Origin of the sequence: Phyllobacterium zundukense, from assembly GCF_025452195.1 — a bacterium.
GTDB lineage: Bacteria > Pseudomonadota > Alphaproteobacteria > Rhizobiales > Rhizobiaceae > Phyllobacterium > Phyllobacterium zundukense_A.
The window spans coordinates 2,676,029-2,692,012 of sequence record NZ_CP104973.1 but is presented as its reverse complement, the minus strand read 5'-3'; the positions used below and the strand labels follow the sequence as shown (position 1 = coordinate 2,692,012).

The window sequence follows — 15,984 nt, the reverse complement described above, 5'->3', positions numbered from 1 at the left end:
CTAGCGTCCGGTGACCCGAACGCAGTGTTGCACGGGGGAGCGCCAACTTCCAGTTGCAGAAACGCTTTGTTCAGATCGCCGTAAAGCCGTTATCGACGAACAGGTGCGTGCCGGTGATGAAGCTCGCCTCGTCGCTGGCAAGGAAAAGCGCGGCACGCGCCACCTCTTCCGGCTCGCCGATGCGCCCCTGCGCCGCGCTTATCGCTTCATCCGAAACATCCACGCCTTGCTTTTGCAATTCATCCACCTCGCGAACGCCGTGCGGCGTGCGGATAAAACCGGGACAGACGGCGTTGCAGCGAATATTGCGGTCGCGAAACTCGACGGCGATGGCCCGCGCGAACATGTGGCACGCGCCTTTGGTCGTATCGTAGAGAACTTCCATCGGCGTCGCCGCCACGGCTGAAATGGACGAGGTGCAGACGATCGAACCGCCGCCAGCGTCGAGCATTTGCGGGATGACGGCGCGCGTCATCAGATACATGGAGCGCACATTGACCGCGTGCAGCCAATCCCACTCTTCGACCGTCGTCTCGAGGAACGGCTTGATGACGATGGTGCCCGCATGGTTGAAGAGAACGGTGACATTGCCGTATCTTTCCGCAACGCCGGCAACGGCCTTTTGCACCTGCGCCTCATCCGAAACGTCGGCGACGAAATAGCTCGCGGCACCGCCGGCAGCAGTGATTTCCGCGACGGTAGCGGCGGCCGCCTGCTCGTTGCGGTCGATGATCGCCACTTTCGCGTCCTCGGCAGCAAAAAGCTTCGATGCTGCGCCGCCCATGCCTGTCGCTCCACCGGAAACGATTGCCACCTTGCTCGCCAGCCTGCCCGTCATTTCGATCTCCTCCACGCGCGATAGTGCCTGAATGCAGACCTTATGCCCGCTATATGGACCCGACAAGCGCCGCATCCTTTGACCCGCGACCCTCTCTGTTGATTCAGTCCTTTTTCCTATCGCGCCGCAGGACTACATAAGCTAAAGAAGGCCAAAAGCTTTCCCATGTATGGATATTCCAGGACCCATGACCATTTCCAATACTGTCAAGATCACGCCGGAACTCGTGGCTTCGCACGGCCTGAAGCCCGACGAATATCAGCGCATCCTCGATCTGATCGGGCGCGAGCCGAGCTTTACCGAACTTGGCATCTTTTCCGCCATGTGGAACGAGCATTGTTCCTACAAATCTTCGAAAAAGTGGCTGCGGACGCTGCCGACCACGGGGCCGCAGGTCATCCAGGGGCCGGGCGAAAACGCCGGTGTGGTCGATATCGGCGATGGCGATTGCGTTGTCTTCAAGATGGAGAGCCACAACCACCCGTCCTATATAGAGCCATACCAGGGTGCGGCGACCGGCGTCGGCGGTATTTTGCGCGATGTGTTCACCATGGGCGCACGGCCGATCGCGGCAATGAACGCTCTGCGTTTCGGCGAACCGTCGCACCCGAAGACACGGCATCTGGTTTCCGGCGTGGTCGAAGGCGTCGGCGGCTATGGCAATTCGTTCGGCGTGCCCACGGTTGGCGGCGAGGTCAATTTCGACGCGCGCTATAACGGCAATATTCTGGTCAATGCGTTTGCCGCGGGCCTTGCCAAGACCGATGCGATCTTCCTGTCCGAGGCCAAGGGCGTAGGCCTGCCGGTGGTTTATCTCGGTGCCAAGACCGGACGCGACGGCGTTGGCGGTGCAACCATGGCTTCGGCCGAATTCGACGAATCCATCGAGGAGAAGCGCCCGACCGTACAGGTGGGCGATCCCTTTACCGAAAAATGCCTGCTCGAGGCTTCCCTGGAACTGATGGCTTCCGGCGCGGTCATCGCCATCCAGGACATGGGTGCTGCCGGCCTCACCTGCTCGGCAGTAGAAATGGGCGCCAAGGGCAATCTCGGGATCGAGCTCGATCTCAACTCCGTGCCGGTGCGCGAAGAGCGCATGACTGCCTACGAAATGATGCTTTCCGAAAGCCAGGAGCGGATGCTGATGGTGCTGCGCCCGGAAAAGGAAGAAGAGGCCGAGGCCATCTTCAAGAAATGGGGGCTGGATTTCGCCATTGTCGGCTATACGACCGACGATCTGCGCTTTCGCGTGCTGCATGACGGCGATGAAGTCGCCAACCTGCCGATCAAGGATCTCGGCGATCAGGCTCCGGAATATGACCGGCCCTGGATGGAGCCGGGCAAGCATGCACCGCTGCCTGCCGCCAATGTGCCGGAGGTCGAGGACTATGGCGCGGCGCTGCTGCAAATGCTCAATTCGCCTGACCTTTCATCGCGCCGCTGGGTCTATGAGCAATATGACACGCTGATCCAGGGCAATTCCCTGCAGGTACCGGGCGGAGACGCCGGTGTGGTGCGTGTCGATGGCCATCACAGCAAGGCTCTCGCCTTTTCGTCGGATGTGACGCCGCGTTATTGCGAAGCGGATCCCTATGAAGGCGGCAAGCAGGCGGTCGCCGAATGCTGGCGTAACCTGACAGCTGTTGGCGCCGAACCGCTGGCCGCAACGGACAATCTCAATTTCGGTAATCCGGAACGGCCCGAGATCATGGGCCAGTTGGTGAAAGCAATTGGCGGCATCGGCGATGCCTGCCGCGCACTGGCCTTCCCGATCGTCTCGGGCAATGTCTCGCTTTACAACGAGACCAACGGCCAGGCTATCCTGCCAACCCCGACCATCGCCGGCGTCGGGCTCATCCCGGACTGGACGAAGACCGCCAAGATCGGCGGCATGCGCGATGGTGATGTGCTGATCCTCGTCGGCGGCGACGGCACGCATCTCGGCCAGTCGATCTATCTTCGCGATCTGCATGGGCGGGCAGACGGCCCTGCTCCCAGCGTCGATCTCGGCGTCGAAAAGCGCAATGGCGACTTCATCCGCTCCGCCATTCGCAACGGCCAGGTGAGCGCCTGCCACGATCTATCCGATGGTGGTCTTGCCATAGCGCTCAGCGAGATGTGCATGGCCTCCGGCAAAGGTGCGAATGTGGAAATTGGCGAAACCGCGCCGCATGCGCTGTTGTTCGGTGAGGACCAGGCCCGCTACGTCGTGGCGGTTGCCCCTGACATGGCAAAACTCGTCATGCTCAACGCGGAAGGTTCCGGGGTTCCATTCCGCAACCTTGGTACAGTTGGCGGCAACACATTGACGATTGGACGCCTGCTCGCCATATCTATAGCCGACCTGACAAAAGCCCACGAATCGTGGTTCCCTGACTATATGAGTGGTCAGGCGGACGAAAAAACACAGGCCGCCTGAGGAGAGAACGACATGGCAATGGACGCGCGCGATATCGAAAAGATGATTCGGGACGCCATTCCGGATGCGAAAGTAACCATTCGCGATCTGGCTGGCGATGGCGACCATTACGCCGCCGAAGTCGTCGCGGAAAGCTTTCGCGGCAAGTCACGCGTTCAGCAGCACCAGATGGTCTATGATGCGCTGAAAGGCAATATGGGCGGGGTATTGCACGCCCTCGCCTTGCAGACCAGCGCGCCGGATTAACGGCGCTTGGCAGTATCCACGATGCGTGGTTCGACAAGCTCACCATGAGGGGGGTGGGCTGATTGCAGGGAACCAAGTCGTGGAGCGTGGCGAAAAACAGCGCACAGCATCCCTCATGGTGAGCTGGTCGAACCACGCACAACGCACCATCTACTACAGACAAGTTACTTGCGTTCGCGCGCCCATCGTGCTTTTTCTGGGCAAAGAATTGAGGTAGATTGGCCTCAAAGCGTTTTTCTGGCCGTGATTCCTCCCTCGCGGCCGCGAAAGGAACCTTAAATGAGCGGTATCAACGAATTCATCGACAATGAAGTGAAGAGCAACGACGTCGTCCTTTTCATGAAGGGCACCCCAGGCTTTCCGCAATGCGGATTCTCCGGTCAGGTCGTGCAGATCCTTGATTATATCGGTGTCGACTATAAAGGCGTGAACATTCTTTCTTCCAATGAACTGCGCCAGGGTATCAAGGACTATTCCAACTGGCCGACCATCCCGCAGCTTTATGTGAAGGGTGAATTTGTCGGCGGTTGCGATATCATCCGCGAAATGTTCCAGGCGGGTGAATTGCAGGCTCTCCTCAGCGAAAAGGGCGTTGCCACCAAGGCCGCCTGATTACGCTTTAATTCCAATTGGTTCCGGTCTCATCCGGAATCTTCATGTTAAAGGCGTCGGCCGTTCCGACGCCTTTGTCTTTGTTTGTTTTTCAAATCCAGAAAGCACTCGGAAATGGATGCCTCTGCCAATACCGCTCCCTCACGCCTACAGGGAATGGGTAAAGTCGAATTCATCAGCCTGATGGCGATGTTGATGGCGGTCAATTCCATGGCTATCGATGTCATGCTACCGGCCTTGCAGCAGATCGGCGCGGCGCTTGGCATCAGCAGTGAAAACCATCGGCAGTATGTGATTTCGGCCTATCTGCTCGGTTTCTCGGTGGCGCAGCTGTTCTTCGGCCCGCTATCGGATCGCTTTGGCCGCAAGGTGCCGATTTTCTGCGGCCTGCTCATTTATATCGCTTCGGCAATGGCGTGTGTCTTCGTCCCGAGCTTCGGCGCACTTCTGTTCTTCCGGGCACTGCAGGGCATCGGCTCCGCCGCAACCCGCGTCATCGCCATTTCCATCGTGCGTGACGTCTATGGCGGCCGGCAGATGGCTGAAGCCATGTCGCTGATCATGATGGTATTCATGATCGTTCCGGTTATTGCGCCAGGAACGGGTCAGGTCGTCATGCTGTTCGGTGACTGGCGGCTGATTTTCATCTTCATGGCGCTGATGGCAACGTTGGTAGCGATCTGGATGTATCTGCGCCTGCCAGAGACAATGGACCCTACGGATCGGCGTCCATTTACTGTTCTGTCGGTTGCACGTGCATTCAAGATCGTACTGACCAACCGGGTCGCCCTTTGCTATGCCCTGGCGAGTGCGTTCATCTTCGGCGCGATGTTCGGCTTCATCAATTCGGCGCAGCAGATCTATGTCGAGATCTATCATCTCGGCGTGTGGTTCCCGCTGGCCTTCTCCGTCGTTGCGATAACCATGTCGTTTTCGTCGTTCATGAATTCGCGCTTCGTCGGCCGCTTCGGCATGCGGCGCCTGTCGCATGGCGCGCTGCTTGCTTTCATGACGATCAATGGCGTGTGGCTGCTGCTGACGCTTTTCGGGCCGCATCCGACACCATTCGTGCTCTATCTCCTGCTGTTTTCGCTGGCGATGTTCCAGTTTGGCTGGATCGGCTCCAACTTCAATTCGCTGGCGATGGAGCCGCTTGGACACGTGGCTGGCACGGCATCGTCAGTGCTTGGCTTCATGGGTACGGCCGGCGGCGGCCTTATCGGCGCGCTGATCGGCCAGGCTTACAACGGCACGACCCTGCCCCTGGTTACCGGGTTCTTCGTGCTGTCGCTGATCGGTCTGGTGTTTGTGCTGATCGCTGAACGAGGCAAGCTGTTCCAGCCGCACAACAAGCCGATTTGAGCGATTGTGGTCACCGTTTGCACCAAACATTGGCACAACTGCCATGTGCGTGGTTCGACAAGCTCACCATGAGGGAGGTGAGTGGGGTTTCAAGATGGTAGTCCCGTCGTGGTGGAGCTTTGCAGAAAAGGCTTTCTGCGTCCAGCAACCTCCCTCATGGTGAGCTTGTCGAACCACGCACATGCCATTGCTTCAATTGCATTTTCAACTTTGGTTGAATTGCTGACATCCAACCTGTCGCCTAACATTCGGGTATCTTGAAGGGCTGACTATGACAATTTCATTTGATACTCTGGGTTATGCGATACGCCTGGAACAGGGCGGAATCAGTCCCGTCCATGCCAAAGCGCAAGCAGAAGCCGCAAGGGATTTCATCATGCCCGAACTGGTAACCAAATCTGATCTGAACACTGCTCTGGAGCTGCTGACGCTTCGCCTTACCGTGCGGATGGGGGCATTCTTCTTCGGGACATCCGTGGCGACGATTGCCGCCGTCGCGGCCATCGTAAAACTATTCCCCTGATCGCGAAAAGTGCTTCCTAACCCGCCATTAGCCCGGCGAAATCAAAGATCTTCCGGTCCAGCAGGTGGCTCGGGCGCGTGTTTGCCAGCGCACGGATCATGATCTCCTTGCGGCCGGGCATACGCTTTTCGATATCGGCCAGCATCGCCTTCATCATGTTGCGCTGCAGCCCATCCTGACTGCCGCACAGGTCGCAAGGAATGATCGGGAACTGCATGGCCGCGGCAAATTTCTCCAGATCATCCTCGGCACAGTAGCTCAGCGGGCGCAGCAGCATGAGATCGCCCTCGTCATTGAGCAGCTTCGGCGGCATGGCGGCAAGGCGCCCGCCATGGAAAAGGTTCATCAGGAACGTCTCGAGGATATCCTCGCGGTGGTGGCCGAGCACCAGCGCCGAACAGCCCTCCTCCCGCGCCACGCGATAGAGATGCCCGCGTCTGAGCCGGGAACACAGCGAACAATAGGTCTGGTTTTCCGGCACCTTCTCCGTGACGATCGAATAGGTGTCCTTGTATTCGATGCGGTGCTCGATGCCGTTTGCTTTGAGAAAATCCGGCAGGATGTGCTTGGGGAAATTCGGCTGGCCCTGATCGAGATTGCAGGCGAGGAGCTCCACCGGCAGCAAGCCGCGCCATTTGAGATCGAGCAGCAGCGCCAGCAGCCCATAGGAATCCTTGCCGCCGGAAAGCCCGACGAGCCAGCGCTCGCCCGGCTTGACCATGGCGAAATCTTCCAGCGCCTGCCGCGTGTTGCGCAACAGCCGCTTGCGCAGCTTGTTGAACTCCACACTGGATGGCACGACGAGAAACATCGGGTGACAGCCGGCAGCATCGGTCAATTCCTGGTCATGAATGGTCATGTGAACACCTCATGGCGCTTTCATTGCATCGCAAACAACGGCAACGCAAGCTCTTCTAGAGCGCTTCATGGAAATCACCCCCACCCGCAGCTTCGCCGCGACCTCCCCCATCAGAGGGGGAGGTGAGAGCCTTTCCTTCACCCTCCCCCAACGTGGGGAGGGTCGGCGCGAAGCGCCGGGGTGGGGGGCATTTCAGTCAACACCTGCAAGCGCTCTACTGCCCGAACACCGACCAGCCAGTGCGCTGCGCCAGAAGCTCCAGTGCCGCCGAGCCGAGCTGCGAATTGCCAACTTCGTTCAGACCCGGTGACCATACCGCGATCGAGGCTTTGCCGGGGGCGGTGGCAAGAATGCCGCCACCAACGCCACTCTTGCCCGGCAGGCCGACGCGATAGGCGAAATCACCTGAGCCGTCATAGTGGCCACACATCAGCATGAGCGCATTGATACGGCGCGCACGGCTTGCCGAAACCACGCTGCCGCCATTGAGCGGATTGCGCCCGGCCGAAGCGAGATAAAGCCCCGCATGCGCAAGCTGGCGGCACGACATGGCGATGGCGCAGTGATGAAAATAGACGCCGAGCACATGTTCTACCGGGTGGTCGAGATTGCGGAAGGCTTTCATGAAATTGGCGAGCGCCACATTGCGGTAGCCGGTCTGCGTCTCCGAGCGGGCGACATTTTGGTCGATGGCGATGCTCTCATCGTCGGCGAGATGCCGGATGAATTGCACAATCTCGCCAATGGCCTCCTTCGGCAAATGGCCGGCCAGAACCACATCCGCGACAGCGATCGCTCCGGCATTGATGAAGGGATTGCGCGGTTTGCCTTTTTCCTGCTCGAGCTGGACGATGGAGTTGAAAGCATTGCCCGACGGCTCGCGCCCGACGCGCTTCCACAACCCGTCGCCGATCTTGCCGAGTGCGAGGGTCAGCGTGAAAACCTTCGAGATACTCTGGATCGAGAAGGCCGTTTCGGTATCGCCTGCCGCATGGGTCTGGCCATCGACAGTGACCAGCGCAATGCCGAACTGCTTCGGATCGACGGTCGCGAGTTCCGGAATATAGTCGGCAAGCTTGCCCTCGCCGATCCTATCCGAAAGATCGTAATAGACGCTGTCGACGATTGCTTGAAGATCGGCCATTTCTGGGCTCCGATTAGGACAACAAAAAAGCCGCCAGGATTTCTCCGGCGGCTTCTTTTAAAACTCAATACTGATTAACGCGAATAGAATTCGACAACCAGGTTCGGTTCCATCTGTACAGCGTAAGGCACATCGGAGAAGGCCGGAACGCGGTTGTACTTGGCAACCATCTTGTTGTGATCGACTTCGAGATATTCAGGAACATCGCGTTCAGCCAGCTGAACGGCTTCCAGAACGATCACGAGCTGCTTCGACTTTTCGCGCACTTCGATCACATCGCCAGCCTTGCAGATGTAGGACTGGATGTTGGTGCGGCGGCCGTTGACGTTGACATGGCCGTGGTTGACGAACTGACGCGCTGCGAAGATCGTCGGAACGAACTTGGCGCGGTACACGATCGCATCCAGACGCGACTCGAGCAGACCGATGAGCTGTTCGCCGGTGTCGCCCTTGCGGCGAGCGGCTTCTTCATAGGTCTTGCGGAACTGCTTTTCCGAAATGTCGCCGTAGAAGCCCTTGAGCTTCTGCTTTGCGCGCAGCTGCACACCGAAATCGGAGAGCTTGCTCTTGCGGCGCTGGCCGTGCTGGCCGGGGCCATATTCACGGCGGTTGACCGGGGACTTCGGACGGCCCCAGATGTTTTCGCCAAGACGGCGGTCGATTTTATACTTGGACGATCTGCGCTTGCTCATCGCATTTCCTTTCAAACAAACCAAACCTCGAGCTTAAGACCCGGGTTCAAGGAAACGCGCCCTCCTCTGCCTTCCGTTTTCGAAGACTGACAGAATGACCCACGCACGCTTTGCGAGATCACTCACGGGACACGTCAAATGAAACGCAGAGCTCTTTCAAGCCCTGCGCTGGGGTGGCTTCTAGTGTGAAGGTTTCATGATGTCAAGCCAGGGCCTGTTCGTATTCACGCTCTGACGGCCTGCAAATGGCGTTTTTCTGCGCTCCGGTGCCAACCCGCATGTTTCAGCGGATCATATAAATTGAAACCGATGCCGTGTTTCACACGTTAGGGTGGACGCTCAACAGGAGTAGCGCCAGATAATGACCCTATTCTCGCGGCAGTCGCGGATTCCAGCACTCGTCCTTCTATCCCTCACAGCCATTATTGCAAGCACAGTCCTTATCAGTTCCAGCGACGATGCGGACGCGCGGCACAGACGTGGACACCGGGCAAGAATTGTCCGGCCTCCGCGATCGCCGCTTGTTGCCCTGCCCGCTGTTCCGCCTCTGCCAATGGACAATCCCCGCGCAGCCGCGCCGGACGCGCCCAAACCCGCCGAGAAGCCTGCCGACGAGATACAGAAAGCGGATCCGCAGACGACGCCCCTGCCCGAACAAAAGCCAATCCCGGAGACCAAACCGGCAGAGAAACCCAAGGAGCCGCCAAAGCCGGACGAACAGCTCGGCCCGAATCCTCTGCCCAAAGAGGGCGCGGCCGGCAGGGACGATCATGAGGAAAGCGTCGAAAAGGCCGATCCTTCGATCTCGCCCGACCGGGTCTACCAGAATGCCTGCCCTGCCCTGATGAATGGCGAGGTCAAGGGCGAAATCATTTCGCCCCTGTCCGAGGGTATGTGCGGCGAGCGTTCGCCATTGAAAATCACGGCCATTGGCAAGGACAATCCGGTGAAACTGACGGCGCCGATCACAACGAATTGCGCGATGGCAGGATCGTTGGCGAATTGGGTAGTCGAGGTGCAAAAAGATGCGCAGGCGAACTTTGGTGCAGAGATCGAAAGCATAACCACGGGGTCCGACTACCAGTGCCGCAAAGTCAATAATGGCCACAAGGGCCGCGTTTCGGAACACGCGTTTGCCAACGCAGTCGATATCGTGTCCTTCAAGTTCAAGAACGGCAAGACGACGGAACTTGGTTCAGGCTGGAGGGGCAAGCCGGAGGAACAGACCTTCTGGCGGGCGTTGCACAAGGCGAGTTGCGACCGTTTCATGACGGTGATCGGTCCGGACGGCGATGCCGCCCATCAGGGCAATCTGCATCTCGATCTCGGCTGTCATGGAAGAAAATGTGAGGCGCGCATCTGCCAGTAGCAGCGGCGCCCCGAGTTTGAATTCCGATCAGTGTTTGGTTGACTTCTTCTTTGGAAGGCTCTTGCGATCGGTTTCTGCGAATTCTTCCAGCTGCTTTTCGCTCATTGATTCATACATGCCCTTGGAAGCGCCCTTGAGCTCGCTCTTCTTGGTATCGCCGCGCTTTGCTGAAAGCGCCGCACCAGCCGCCTTTTGCTGGGCCTGGGATTTGGCAGGCATTGTCATTCTCCCTGAGAAATGTTGCACAGGTGAGGAAACGCGGAGCATGGGTGGGGGTTCCAAAATTGTGGTGCGTGGTTCGCCCTTCGACAGGCTCAGGATGAAGCTCACCATGAGGGAGTTGGGCTGATTTGAGGGAGCCTAGAACACTTAGCATGCCGGATTTCCTCAGAGGCACCCACATCCCTCATGGTGAGCTTGTCGAACCACGCACACCTAGTCTTTCTTCGCCTCATCAAACGCCTTGCGCGCGGCGCGCAGGTGATCGCGGTTGGCAGCAGCCCATTCGCCGAGCGCGCCCACCGGCACGGCAATCGAATGGCCGATATCGGTCAAGGCGTAGGTAACTTCCGGCGGTGATGTCGGCTTGACGGTACGGCTGACGAGACCATCGCGCTCGAGCGAGCGCAGCGTCACGGTAAGCATGCGCTGCGATATGCCTTCTATCATGCGGCGAAGCACGTTGAACCTGCGCGGACCGGACTGCAGGTTGATCAGCGTCAGGAGGCTCCAGGAGTCGCCGACAATATCCAGCACCTCGCGCATCGGGCAGCCGCCTGCACCATCCGATTGCATGGCCGGCATCGATTCAAGCAGGGGTGTCTTGCCCTCGGTCTTCGCATGAATACTCATATTAGCCTCTCATCCAGCTCGATCTTTACGCAATTCTAGCGGTTACTTCCATGTGCCCTGAAACGGAAAAAGTGCGTACTTCTCGCCGTGCTGCTTCTAGCATACATGGTTATTATTGGTAACCAGAAAACGATGCATACCCGCATCAAAGGAGCATGTCATGAAAATTGCGTTGATCGGCGCCACCGGCTTTGTTGGCAGCGAGATTTTGAGGGAAGCCGCTGCGCGCGGCGACAGCGTCACAGCGCTGGTGCGCAGCCCGGACAAGGTGGAAAAGCTGAAGGGCGTTACAGCCGTCGAAGCCGATGCAACCAACACCTCCGACCTCGCAGCCAAACTCAAAGGCCATGACATCGTCATCTCCGCCTATAATCCCGGCTGGACCAACCCGGACATCAAGGCAGTCCATATCGCCGCCAGCAAATCGATCACCGCGGCAACGAAGCAGGCGGGGATCAGCCGGCTGATCGTCATCGGCGGCGCCGGCAGCCTTTATGCGCCCGATGGCACGCAATTTGTCGATGGCGAAGGTTTTCCGGCAGAGTACAAAGAAGGCGCACTAGGCGCACGCCAGGCGCTGAATGACTTGCGCGACGAGACCGGACTCGACTGGAGCTTCGTGTCGCCGCCTTTCCATCTGGCACCCGGACCGAGGACAGGCAAATACCGGCTCGGCAAGGACAGCCCGGTGTTCGACGCAGAGGGCAACAGCGCGATCAGCGCCAGCGATCTGGCCGTGGCGATTGTGGATGAGGCAGAATCGCCGAAGTATAGCCGAGAGCGTTTTACCGTGGGCTATTGAGGTGACCGTCGTCTCCCGGGTTTAACAACCGGGAGACGGTCTGCTGCTGTGCGTGGTCGACAAGCTCACCATGAGGGAGGTAGGAGCATTTCGAGGGAGATAGTAGAGCGCAGCTCTCAGTTTCTAGCTCTCTTAAAACGCCAACCTCCCTCATGGTGAGCTTGTCGAACCACGCACAGCAGCAATCCCAGCCAGTAAACTCATCGCCCCAGCCCGGTTTCCTTTTAGTGCCTTGGCAACCGCAACGTGCGTTCTTCCCATGGCGTCATCCTGCCCTTAATTATGCAGCAAAGTTCAACGCAAGGTATGACCATGGAACTCGGTATCTATACATTTGCAGGCATGAGCCCTGATCCTGCGACCGGCATCGCTATCAGCGCGCATCAGCGTATGCAGAACCTCATCGAAGAGATGGTGCTCGCCGATGAGGTCGGGCTCGACGTGTTCGGCATCGGCGAACACCATCGCCCTGATTTCGTCATCTCGACCCCGGCTATTGCATTGGCGGCCGGCGCCTCGCGGACGAAGAACATCAGACTGACCAGCGCAGTAACGGTGCTGAGCTCCGACGATCCGGTCCGTGTGTTCCAGGAATATGCGACGCTCGACCTGATCTCCTCCGGTCGCGCCGAAATCATGGCCGGGCGTGGCTCATTTATCGAGTCCTTTCCGCTGTTCGGTTATGACCTCAACGATTACGACGAACTATTTGCCGAAAAACTCGACCTGCTCCTGAAACTACGCGCCAACGAACGCGTGACATGGAGCGGCCGTTTTCGCGCGCCGATCGACAATCTCGCCGTTTACCCGCGGCCGCTGCAGAATCCCCTGCCCGTCTGGATCGCCGTCGGCGGCACGCCGGCATCGGCGGTGCGCGCCGGAACGCTCGGCCTGCCGCTTGCCGTGGCGATCATTGGCGGCGAACCGCATCGCTTTGCGCCGCTGGTGGAACTTTATCGCAAGTCGGGCGCCAAGGCAGGACATGCGCCGGAAACGTTGAAAGTCAGCATCAATTCGCATGGCTATATCGCGGAGAATTCGCAAGCCGCGTCTGACGAATACTGGCCGTCATACGAGGTGGTGATGAACAAGATCGGCCGCGAGCGTGGCTGGCCGCCGAGCAATCGCGCCCAGTACGAGGCCGGACGGACGCCGCGCGGCGCGCTGCTGGTCGGCTCCCCGCAGGAGATCATTGACAAGATCATGCTGCAGCACAGCTATTTCCAGCACGACCGCTTCATGCTGCAAATCGACCTCGGCAGCCTGCCGCATGCGAACACGCTGAAGGCCATCGAGCTATATGGCACCAAGGTCGCGCCGGTGATCAGGAAGGAATTGGGTGGACGAGCCGAGGGGAGCAATTCCGGCAAAGACACCGCCATCGCCGGAATTGAAGTCGTTTGACAAGCCTGGTAGTCCTTTGATTCTGACATTCGCAAAAAGGTCCTGCAAATGGGATGCGAATGTCAGTATCGGACCATTAGTGTAATATGACAGCCGGCGTGGCAGCGTCCGCGCGCCGACCATCGTAGAACGCATCGAGCGTTTTTTTTGCTTGAGCGCGTGCCGTGTCATCATCGAAAAACGTGTGCCCGCCTTCGTAGAGTTCGACCGGGACGCTGCCTGCCAAGCCGGCGCCGGCAAGATCGAGCTCTGTCTGGTGAAACGGCGTCAGCAGGTCATAGTAACCGTGCAGGGCAAGCGCCCTTACTGCCGGGTCCCTCTTCAAAGTCGCGACCAGGTCCGGAAGTCCGGTTCTGAAGGGCTGCAGCTTGTGCTCGCGCTCGAATTTCCAACTGCTGCGCATGCTGGCGTCGCGCAGTATATAGCGCGAAGCGTTGTGATAGTTGAACATCTCAGGCAGGGCAGTCTTTATTGCATCATCAAACCCTGCCCCGGTATATAGCGCAGCGGCAGGGCTGCCAAAGTCGGTGAGTTTCGCCCGAGCGTCAAAGAAACCGAGGTTTGAGCCCGGAACAAGTTTGTTCGGGAATTGAACCGGAGACACTTCAAATTCATACAGCCAATCCGCATAGAGCCCGGTGATGCTCGTCATTTCCTTGAAGAAGTTCAAACCAGCCGGCGTCTGTGCATAGGGCCGCCACGCCAGCGTCAAGGCTTTCTCGACCTCCTGTTTGGCGCTGGCGACAAATTGCTCAAGCGTGTCAACCGGCTCAGTCGTGAAGTCTGTGATAAAGCTGTCCCGCTCCGCCGGGATGGCAATCAGCAAGTTTGCGAGTTCGGTGGCTTTTCTCTTCGCTTCCTGCGAGGCAGCGTTCGGCCAACTGCCGGTCAACGTATTGTATTGGCGATTGGCTTCGGCATAAATAGCCTTGGCCCTCACGAGCGCTGGCGTGTACCAAATTTTCCGCGCAGGATTGTACTTTTCGGTGACAAAAGTTCGTAACGTATCAATGTATTCCAGTGCGGTCGCTTTCGCCCGACGTTTTGTCTTCCCGTGGTAGTCGGCCGCCATGGCGTGAGATGGCAGATATCCCGCACAGCTGATATCCGCGCTCTGGCTGCAATTCGTAGCCAAGTCGAGAATCGGTGAACCCAACACGAGCCCTGACAGAGCGACGGGCTTCCTTCCGCTTTTATCAGGGTCGAAATTGCCGCTTCCCGCAGCGACGAGCAGGTTGGCGATGATAGGCAGGCGGATGCCATCATAGGATTCGCCATAAAGATATTTCGGCGAGCTCTGCCGACCATAATGATTGACGAAGCGCACGACAAAGTCGCGATTGACCCGCGCATCGGCCTCCATGCCCCAGAAGTCGCTGTTCTTGTAAGGTGCAATGGCCTGCGACAACCCCGTTCCAGGCGGATCGACAAACACCAGGTCGGTCTTTTCGAGCAACGTTTCTGCATTATCGATCCACGAAAAGCCTTTCGTCCCGCTCTTCAGACTTCCCTGGGCAACATCGGAAGCACCTGTCTTGAGCCGCTTCGGCGCCCACGAGCCCAGATGCAGCCAAGCCGAGGAATATCCCGGGCCACCATTCCAGAGGAACGTCACCGGGCGATTTTCCTTCGGCAAGTCCTCCCGGGTGTAGGCCATATAGAACATGGATGCCTTTTCAACTTTCGCGGCCGGGTTCTTGGGATCTTTCGGAGCATAGGCAATGAGATGGCCGGCAGAGGCAGTGAATTTCACCAGCTTGCCGTTGATCATGATCTGGTGATTCTTGACAGCCGGCGTCTCGTCAACAGCAGCTGGCGGAAGGCTCGCATCCGGCGCGGCGCTATAAACATTCCTGTCTTCCAGCATGTGGTCCTCGGGTGGGACAAGAGCAACAGCTTTGATCGTCAAACCTGTCGCCTTGCCGCCAGCATCGACCTCTGGATTGGTCTCGGTCGGGACGTCGACCGTCGAATCTGTCCCTGAATCTCCCGCAGCATTGATCTGTGGATCGGCATCAGGCGTCACAAACGTACTAACGGCGTTGGTGTTGCCGGAATCACCATCGCAGGCAGTCAGCAAAAGCAATGCAGAAACGAACAGAATCCAGTATTTCATCACAACCTCCAAATTAAAAAACATTTATTAATCAATGGATTACGGTAACTGGACAAAAAAGAGACGACGTGAAAGGGCAGCCCTGGAGCAACCATCGCGAAAAAGGGCACAAGCAGGATGGTCAAGATACACGGTATGGTTTTACTATGCAGACGATACACAACTATGAGATGTGCTGTCTATTAAGCGAAAGTCGTACTTCGCTCTGATTGCTGGCGCGACGAATATTCTTCGCCATCGTCCTGGCTGGCGGCGACTGAGGGGTCTGATCGATTTCTGGCCGAAACCCCTGAGGGCGGTCTTACCGGATCGAGCCAGTCGATCGGCCAAGCCGCAAGGCGCCGGGAGACATTGACGGGGAAGGGATAATGCGTGCAGGCGAGGATGACGATATCGGCGCGGTGGCCGCCCTTGTCATGGCAGCACGGCGCGATTTCTGTCCGAATGGCTTCATCGTCGATATGGTCGCCGCGAATATCGGCAAGCGCGTCCAGACCGGCAGTGATCTGCTCATTGAGCTTGCCCAGCTCTTTCTTCGCATTCTCCAAGTCGGAAAAAGTGCTATCCGCTTCGTTGTTTTTCGTCGAAGAGTCCGAGCCATTGCAGGCGGAAAGGCCAAGGACGGCCGCAAGCAATAAATAACGAAAATTCATAGGTGCTCTCTGAAAATCTCAAAAAGCAACTTTTGGCGGCGGCAGGTTGTGCGGTCAATTCGACGATAGTCGCAATTTGTCTATTTTTTTTAC

General features: G+C 58.0%; 16 protein-coding genes. 8 read left to right on the top strand and 8 right to left on the bottom strand.

The window, feature by feature from the left end; all coding sequences use genetic code 11:
* Nucleotides 1-70: 70 nt before the first annotated feature.
* Nucleotides 71-838, bottom strand: coding sequence for an SDR family NAD(P)-dependent oxidoreductase (locus N8E88_RS25560; protein WP_262293036.1), 768 nt, complete (start codon nucleotides 836-838; stop codon nucleotides 71-73).
* Nucleotides 839-1,025: 187 nt separating this feature from the next.
* On the opposite strand from N8E88_RS25560, the gene purL reads away from it, so the two are divergent.
* The 5 genes from purL (at nucleotide 1,026) to N8E88_RS25535 (ending at nucleotide 6,000) form a co-directional block, all read left to right on the top strand.
* Nucleotides 1,026-3,257 carry a phosphoribosylformylglycinamidine synthase subunit PurL gene (gene purL / locus N8E88_RS25555; RefSeq protein WP_262293035.1) on the top strand — a complete coding sequence of 744 codons (2,232 nt, stop codon included), beginning with the start codon at nucleotides 1,026-1,028 and terminating at the stop codon, nucleotides 3,255-3,257.
* Nucleotides 3,258-3,269: 12 nt separating this feature from the next.
* Nucleotides 3,270-3,503, top strand: a complete 234-nt coding sequence (locus N8E88_RS25550) for a BolA/IbaG family iron-sulfur metabolism protein (protein ID WP_027229868.1) — start codon at nucleotides 3,270-3,272, stop codon at nucleotides 3,501-3,503.
* A gap of 279 nt (nucleotides 3,504-3,782) precedes the next feature.
* On the top strand, nucleotides 3,783-4,115 hold the full coding sequence (gene grxD, locus N8E88_RS25545) for a Grx4 family monothiol glutaredoxin (RefSeq protein ID WP_262293034.1): 333 nt from the start codon (nucleotides 3,783-3,785) through the stop codon (nucleotides 4,113-4,115).
* Nucleotides 4,116-4,271: 156 nt separating this feature from the next.
* Nucleotides 4,272-5,477 carry a multidrug effflux MFS transporter gene (locus tag N8E88_RS25540; protein WP_262295623.1) on the top strand — a complete coding sequence of 402 codons (1,206 nt, stop codon included), beginning with the start codon at nucleotides 4,272-4,274 and terminating at the stop codon, nucleotides 5,475-5,477.
* Between the two features lie 271 nt (nucleotides 5,478-5,748).
* Nucleotides 5,749-6,000, top strand: a complete 252-nt coding sequence (locus N8E88_RS25535) for a hypothetical protein (RefSeq protein WP_262293033.1) — start codon at nucleotides 5,749-5,751, stop codon at nucleotides 5,998-6,000.
* A gap of 16 nt (nucleotides 6,001-6,016) precedes the next feature.
* On the opposite strand, the gene ttcA is transcribed toward N8E88_RS25535, so the two are convergent.
* The 3 genes from ttcA to rpsD all read right to left on the bottom strand — a co-directional run bounded on the left by ttcA (nucleotide 6,017) and on the right by rpsD (nucleotide 8,695).
* A complete protein-coding gene (gene ttcA, locus N8E88_RS25530) occupies nucleotides 6,017-6,859 on the bottom strand; it encodes a tRNA 2-thiocytidine(32) synthetase TtcA (RefSeq protein ID WP_262293032.1) in 843 nt (280 codons plus the stop codon).
* 214 nt (nucleotides 6,860-7,073) lie between these two features.
* On the bottom strand, nucleotides 7,074-8,003 hold the full coding sequence (locus tag N8E88_RS25525) for a glutaminase (protein WP_262293031.1): 930 nt from the start codon (nucleotides 8,001-8,003) through the stop codon (nucleotides 7,074-7,076).
* A 74-nt stretch (nucleotides 8,004-8,077) separates the two neighbouring features.
* Nucleotides 8,078-8,695, bottom strand: coding sequence for a 30S ribosomal protein S4 (gene rpsD, locus N8E88_RS25520; protein ID WP_262293030.1), 618 nt, complete (start codon nucleotides 8,693-8,695; stop codon nucleotides 8,078-8,080).
* 361 nt (nucleotides 8,696-9,056) lie between these two features.
* On the opposite strand from rpsD, the gene N8E88_RS25515 reads away from it, so the two are divergent.
* A complete protein-coding gene (locus N8E88_RS25515) occupies nucleotides 9,057-10,064 on the top strand; it encodes an extensin-like domain-containing protein (RefSeq protein WP_262293029.1) in 1,008 nt (335 codons plus the stop codon).
* A gap of 27 nt (nucleotides 10,065-10,091) precedes the next feature.
* Here the strand turns inward: N8E88_RS25515 and N8E88_RS25510 are convergent, their stop codons facing one another.
* Both N8E88_RS25510 and N8E88_RS25505 read right to left on the bottom strand, forming a co-directional pair.
* Nucleotides 10,092-10,283: a DUF3008 family protein gene (locus N8E88_RS25510; protein WP_262293028.1), complete on the bottom strand. Its 192-nt coding sequence runs from the start codon at nucleotides 10,281-10,283 to the stop codon at nucleotides 10,092-10,094.
* A 216-nt stretch (nucleotides 10,284-10,499) separates the two neighbouring features.
* A complete protein-coding gene (locus tag N8E88_RS25505) occupies nucleotides 10,500-10,916 on the bottom strand; it encodes a winged helix-turn-helix transcriptional regulator (protein WP_262293027.1) in 417 nt (138 codons plus the stop codon).
* 160 nt (nucleotides 10,917-11,076) lie between these two features.
* On the opposite strand from N8E88_RS25505, the gene N8E88_RS25500 reads away from it, so the two are divergent.
* Both N8E88_RS25500 and N8E88_RS25495 read left to right on the top strand, forming a co-directional pair.
* The gene (locus N8E88_RS25500) at nucleotides 11,077-11,718 is read left to right on the top strand and encodes an NAD(P)-dependent oxidoreductase (protein ID WP_262293026.1); all 642 of its coding nucleotides are present in this window, start codon (nucleotides 11,077-11,079) and stop codon (nucleotides 11,716-11,718) included.
* Between the two features lie 312 nt (nucleotides 11,719-12,030).
* Nucleotides 12,031-13,122, top strand: a complete 1,092-nt coding sequence (locus N8E88_RS25495) for an LLM class flavin-dependent oxidoreductase (RefSeq protein ID WP_262293025.1) — start codon at nucleotides 12,031-12,033, stop codon at nucleotides 13,120-13,122.
* 76 nt (nucleotides 13,123-13,198) lie between these two features.
* Here N8E88_RS25495 and N8E88_RS25490 read toward each other — a convergent pair whose 3' ends face one another.
* Together N8E88_RS25490 and N8E88_RS31915 are read right to left on the bottom strand one after the other, a co-directional pair.
* A complete protein-coding gene (locus N8E88_RS25490) occupies nucleotides 13,199-15,238 on the bottom strand; it encodes a S10 family serine carboxypeptidase-like protein (RefSeq protein ID WP_262293024.1) in 2,040 nt (679 codons plus the stop codon).
* 182 nt (nucleotides 15,239-15,420) lie between these two features.
* A complete protein-coding gene (locus tag N8E88_RS31915) occupies nucleotides 15,421-15,891 on the bottom strand; it encodes an aspartate/glutamate racemase family protein (RefSeq protein WP_410010615.1) in 471 nt (156 codons plus the stop codon).
* Between the last annotated feature and the right edge of the window lie 93 nt (nucleotides 15,892-15,984).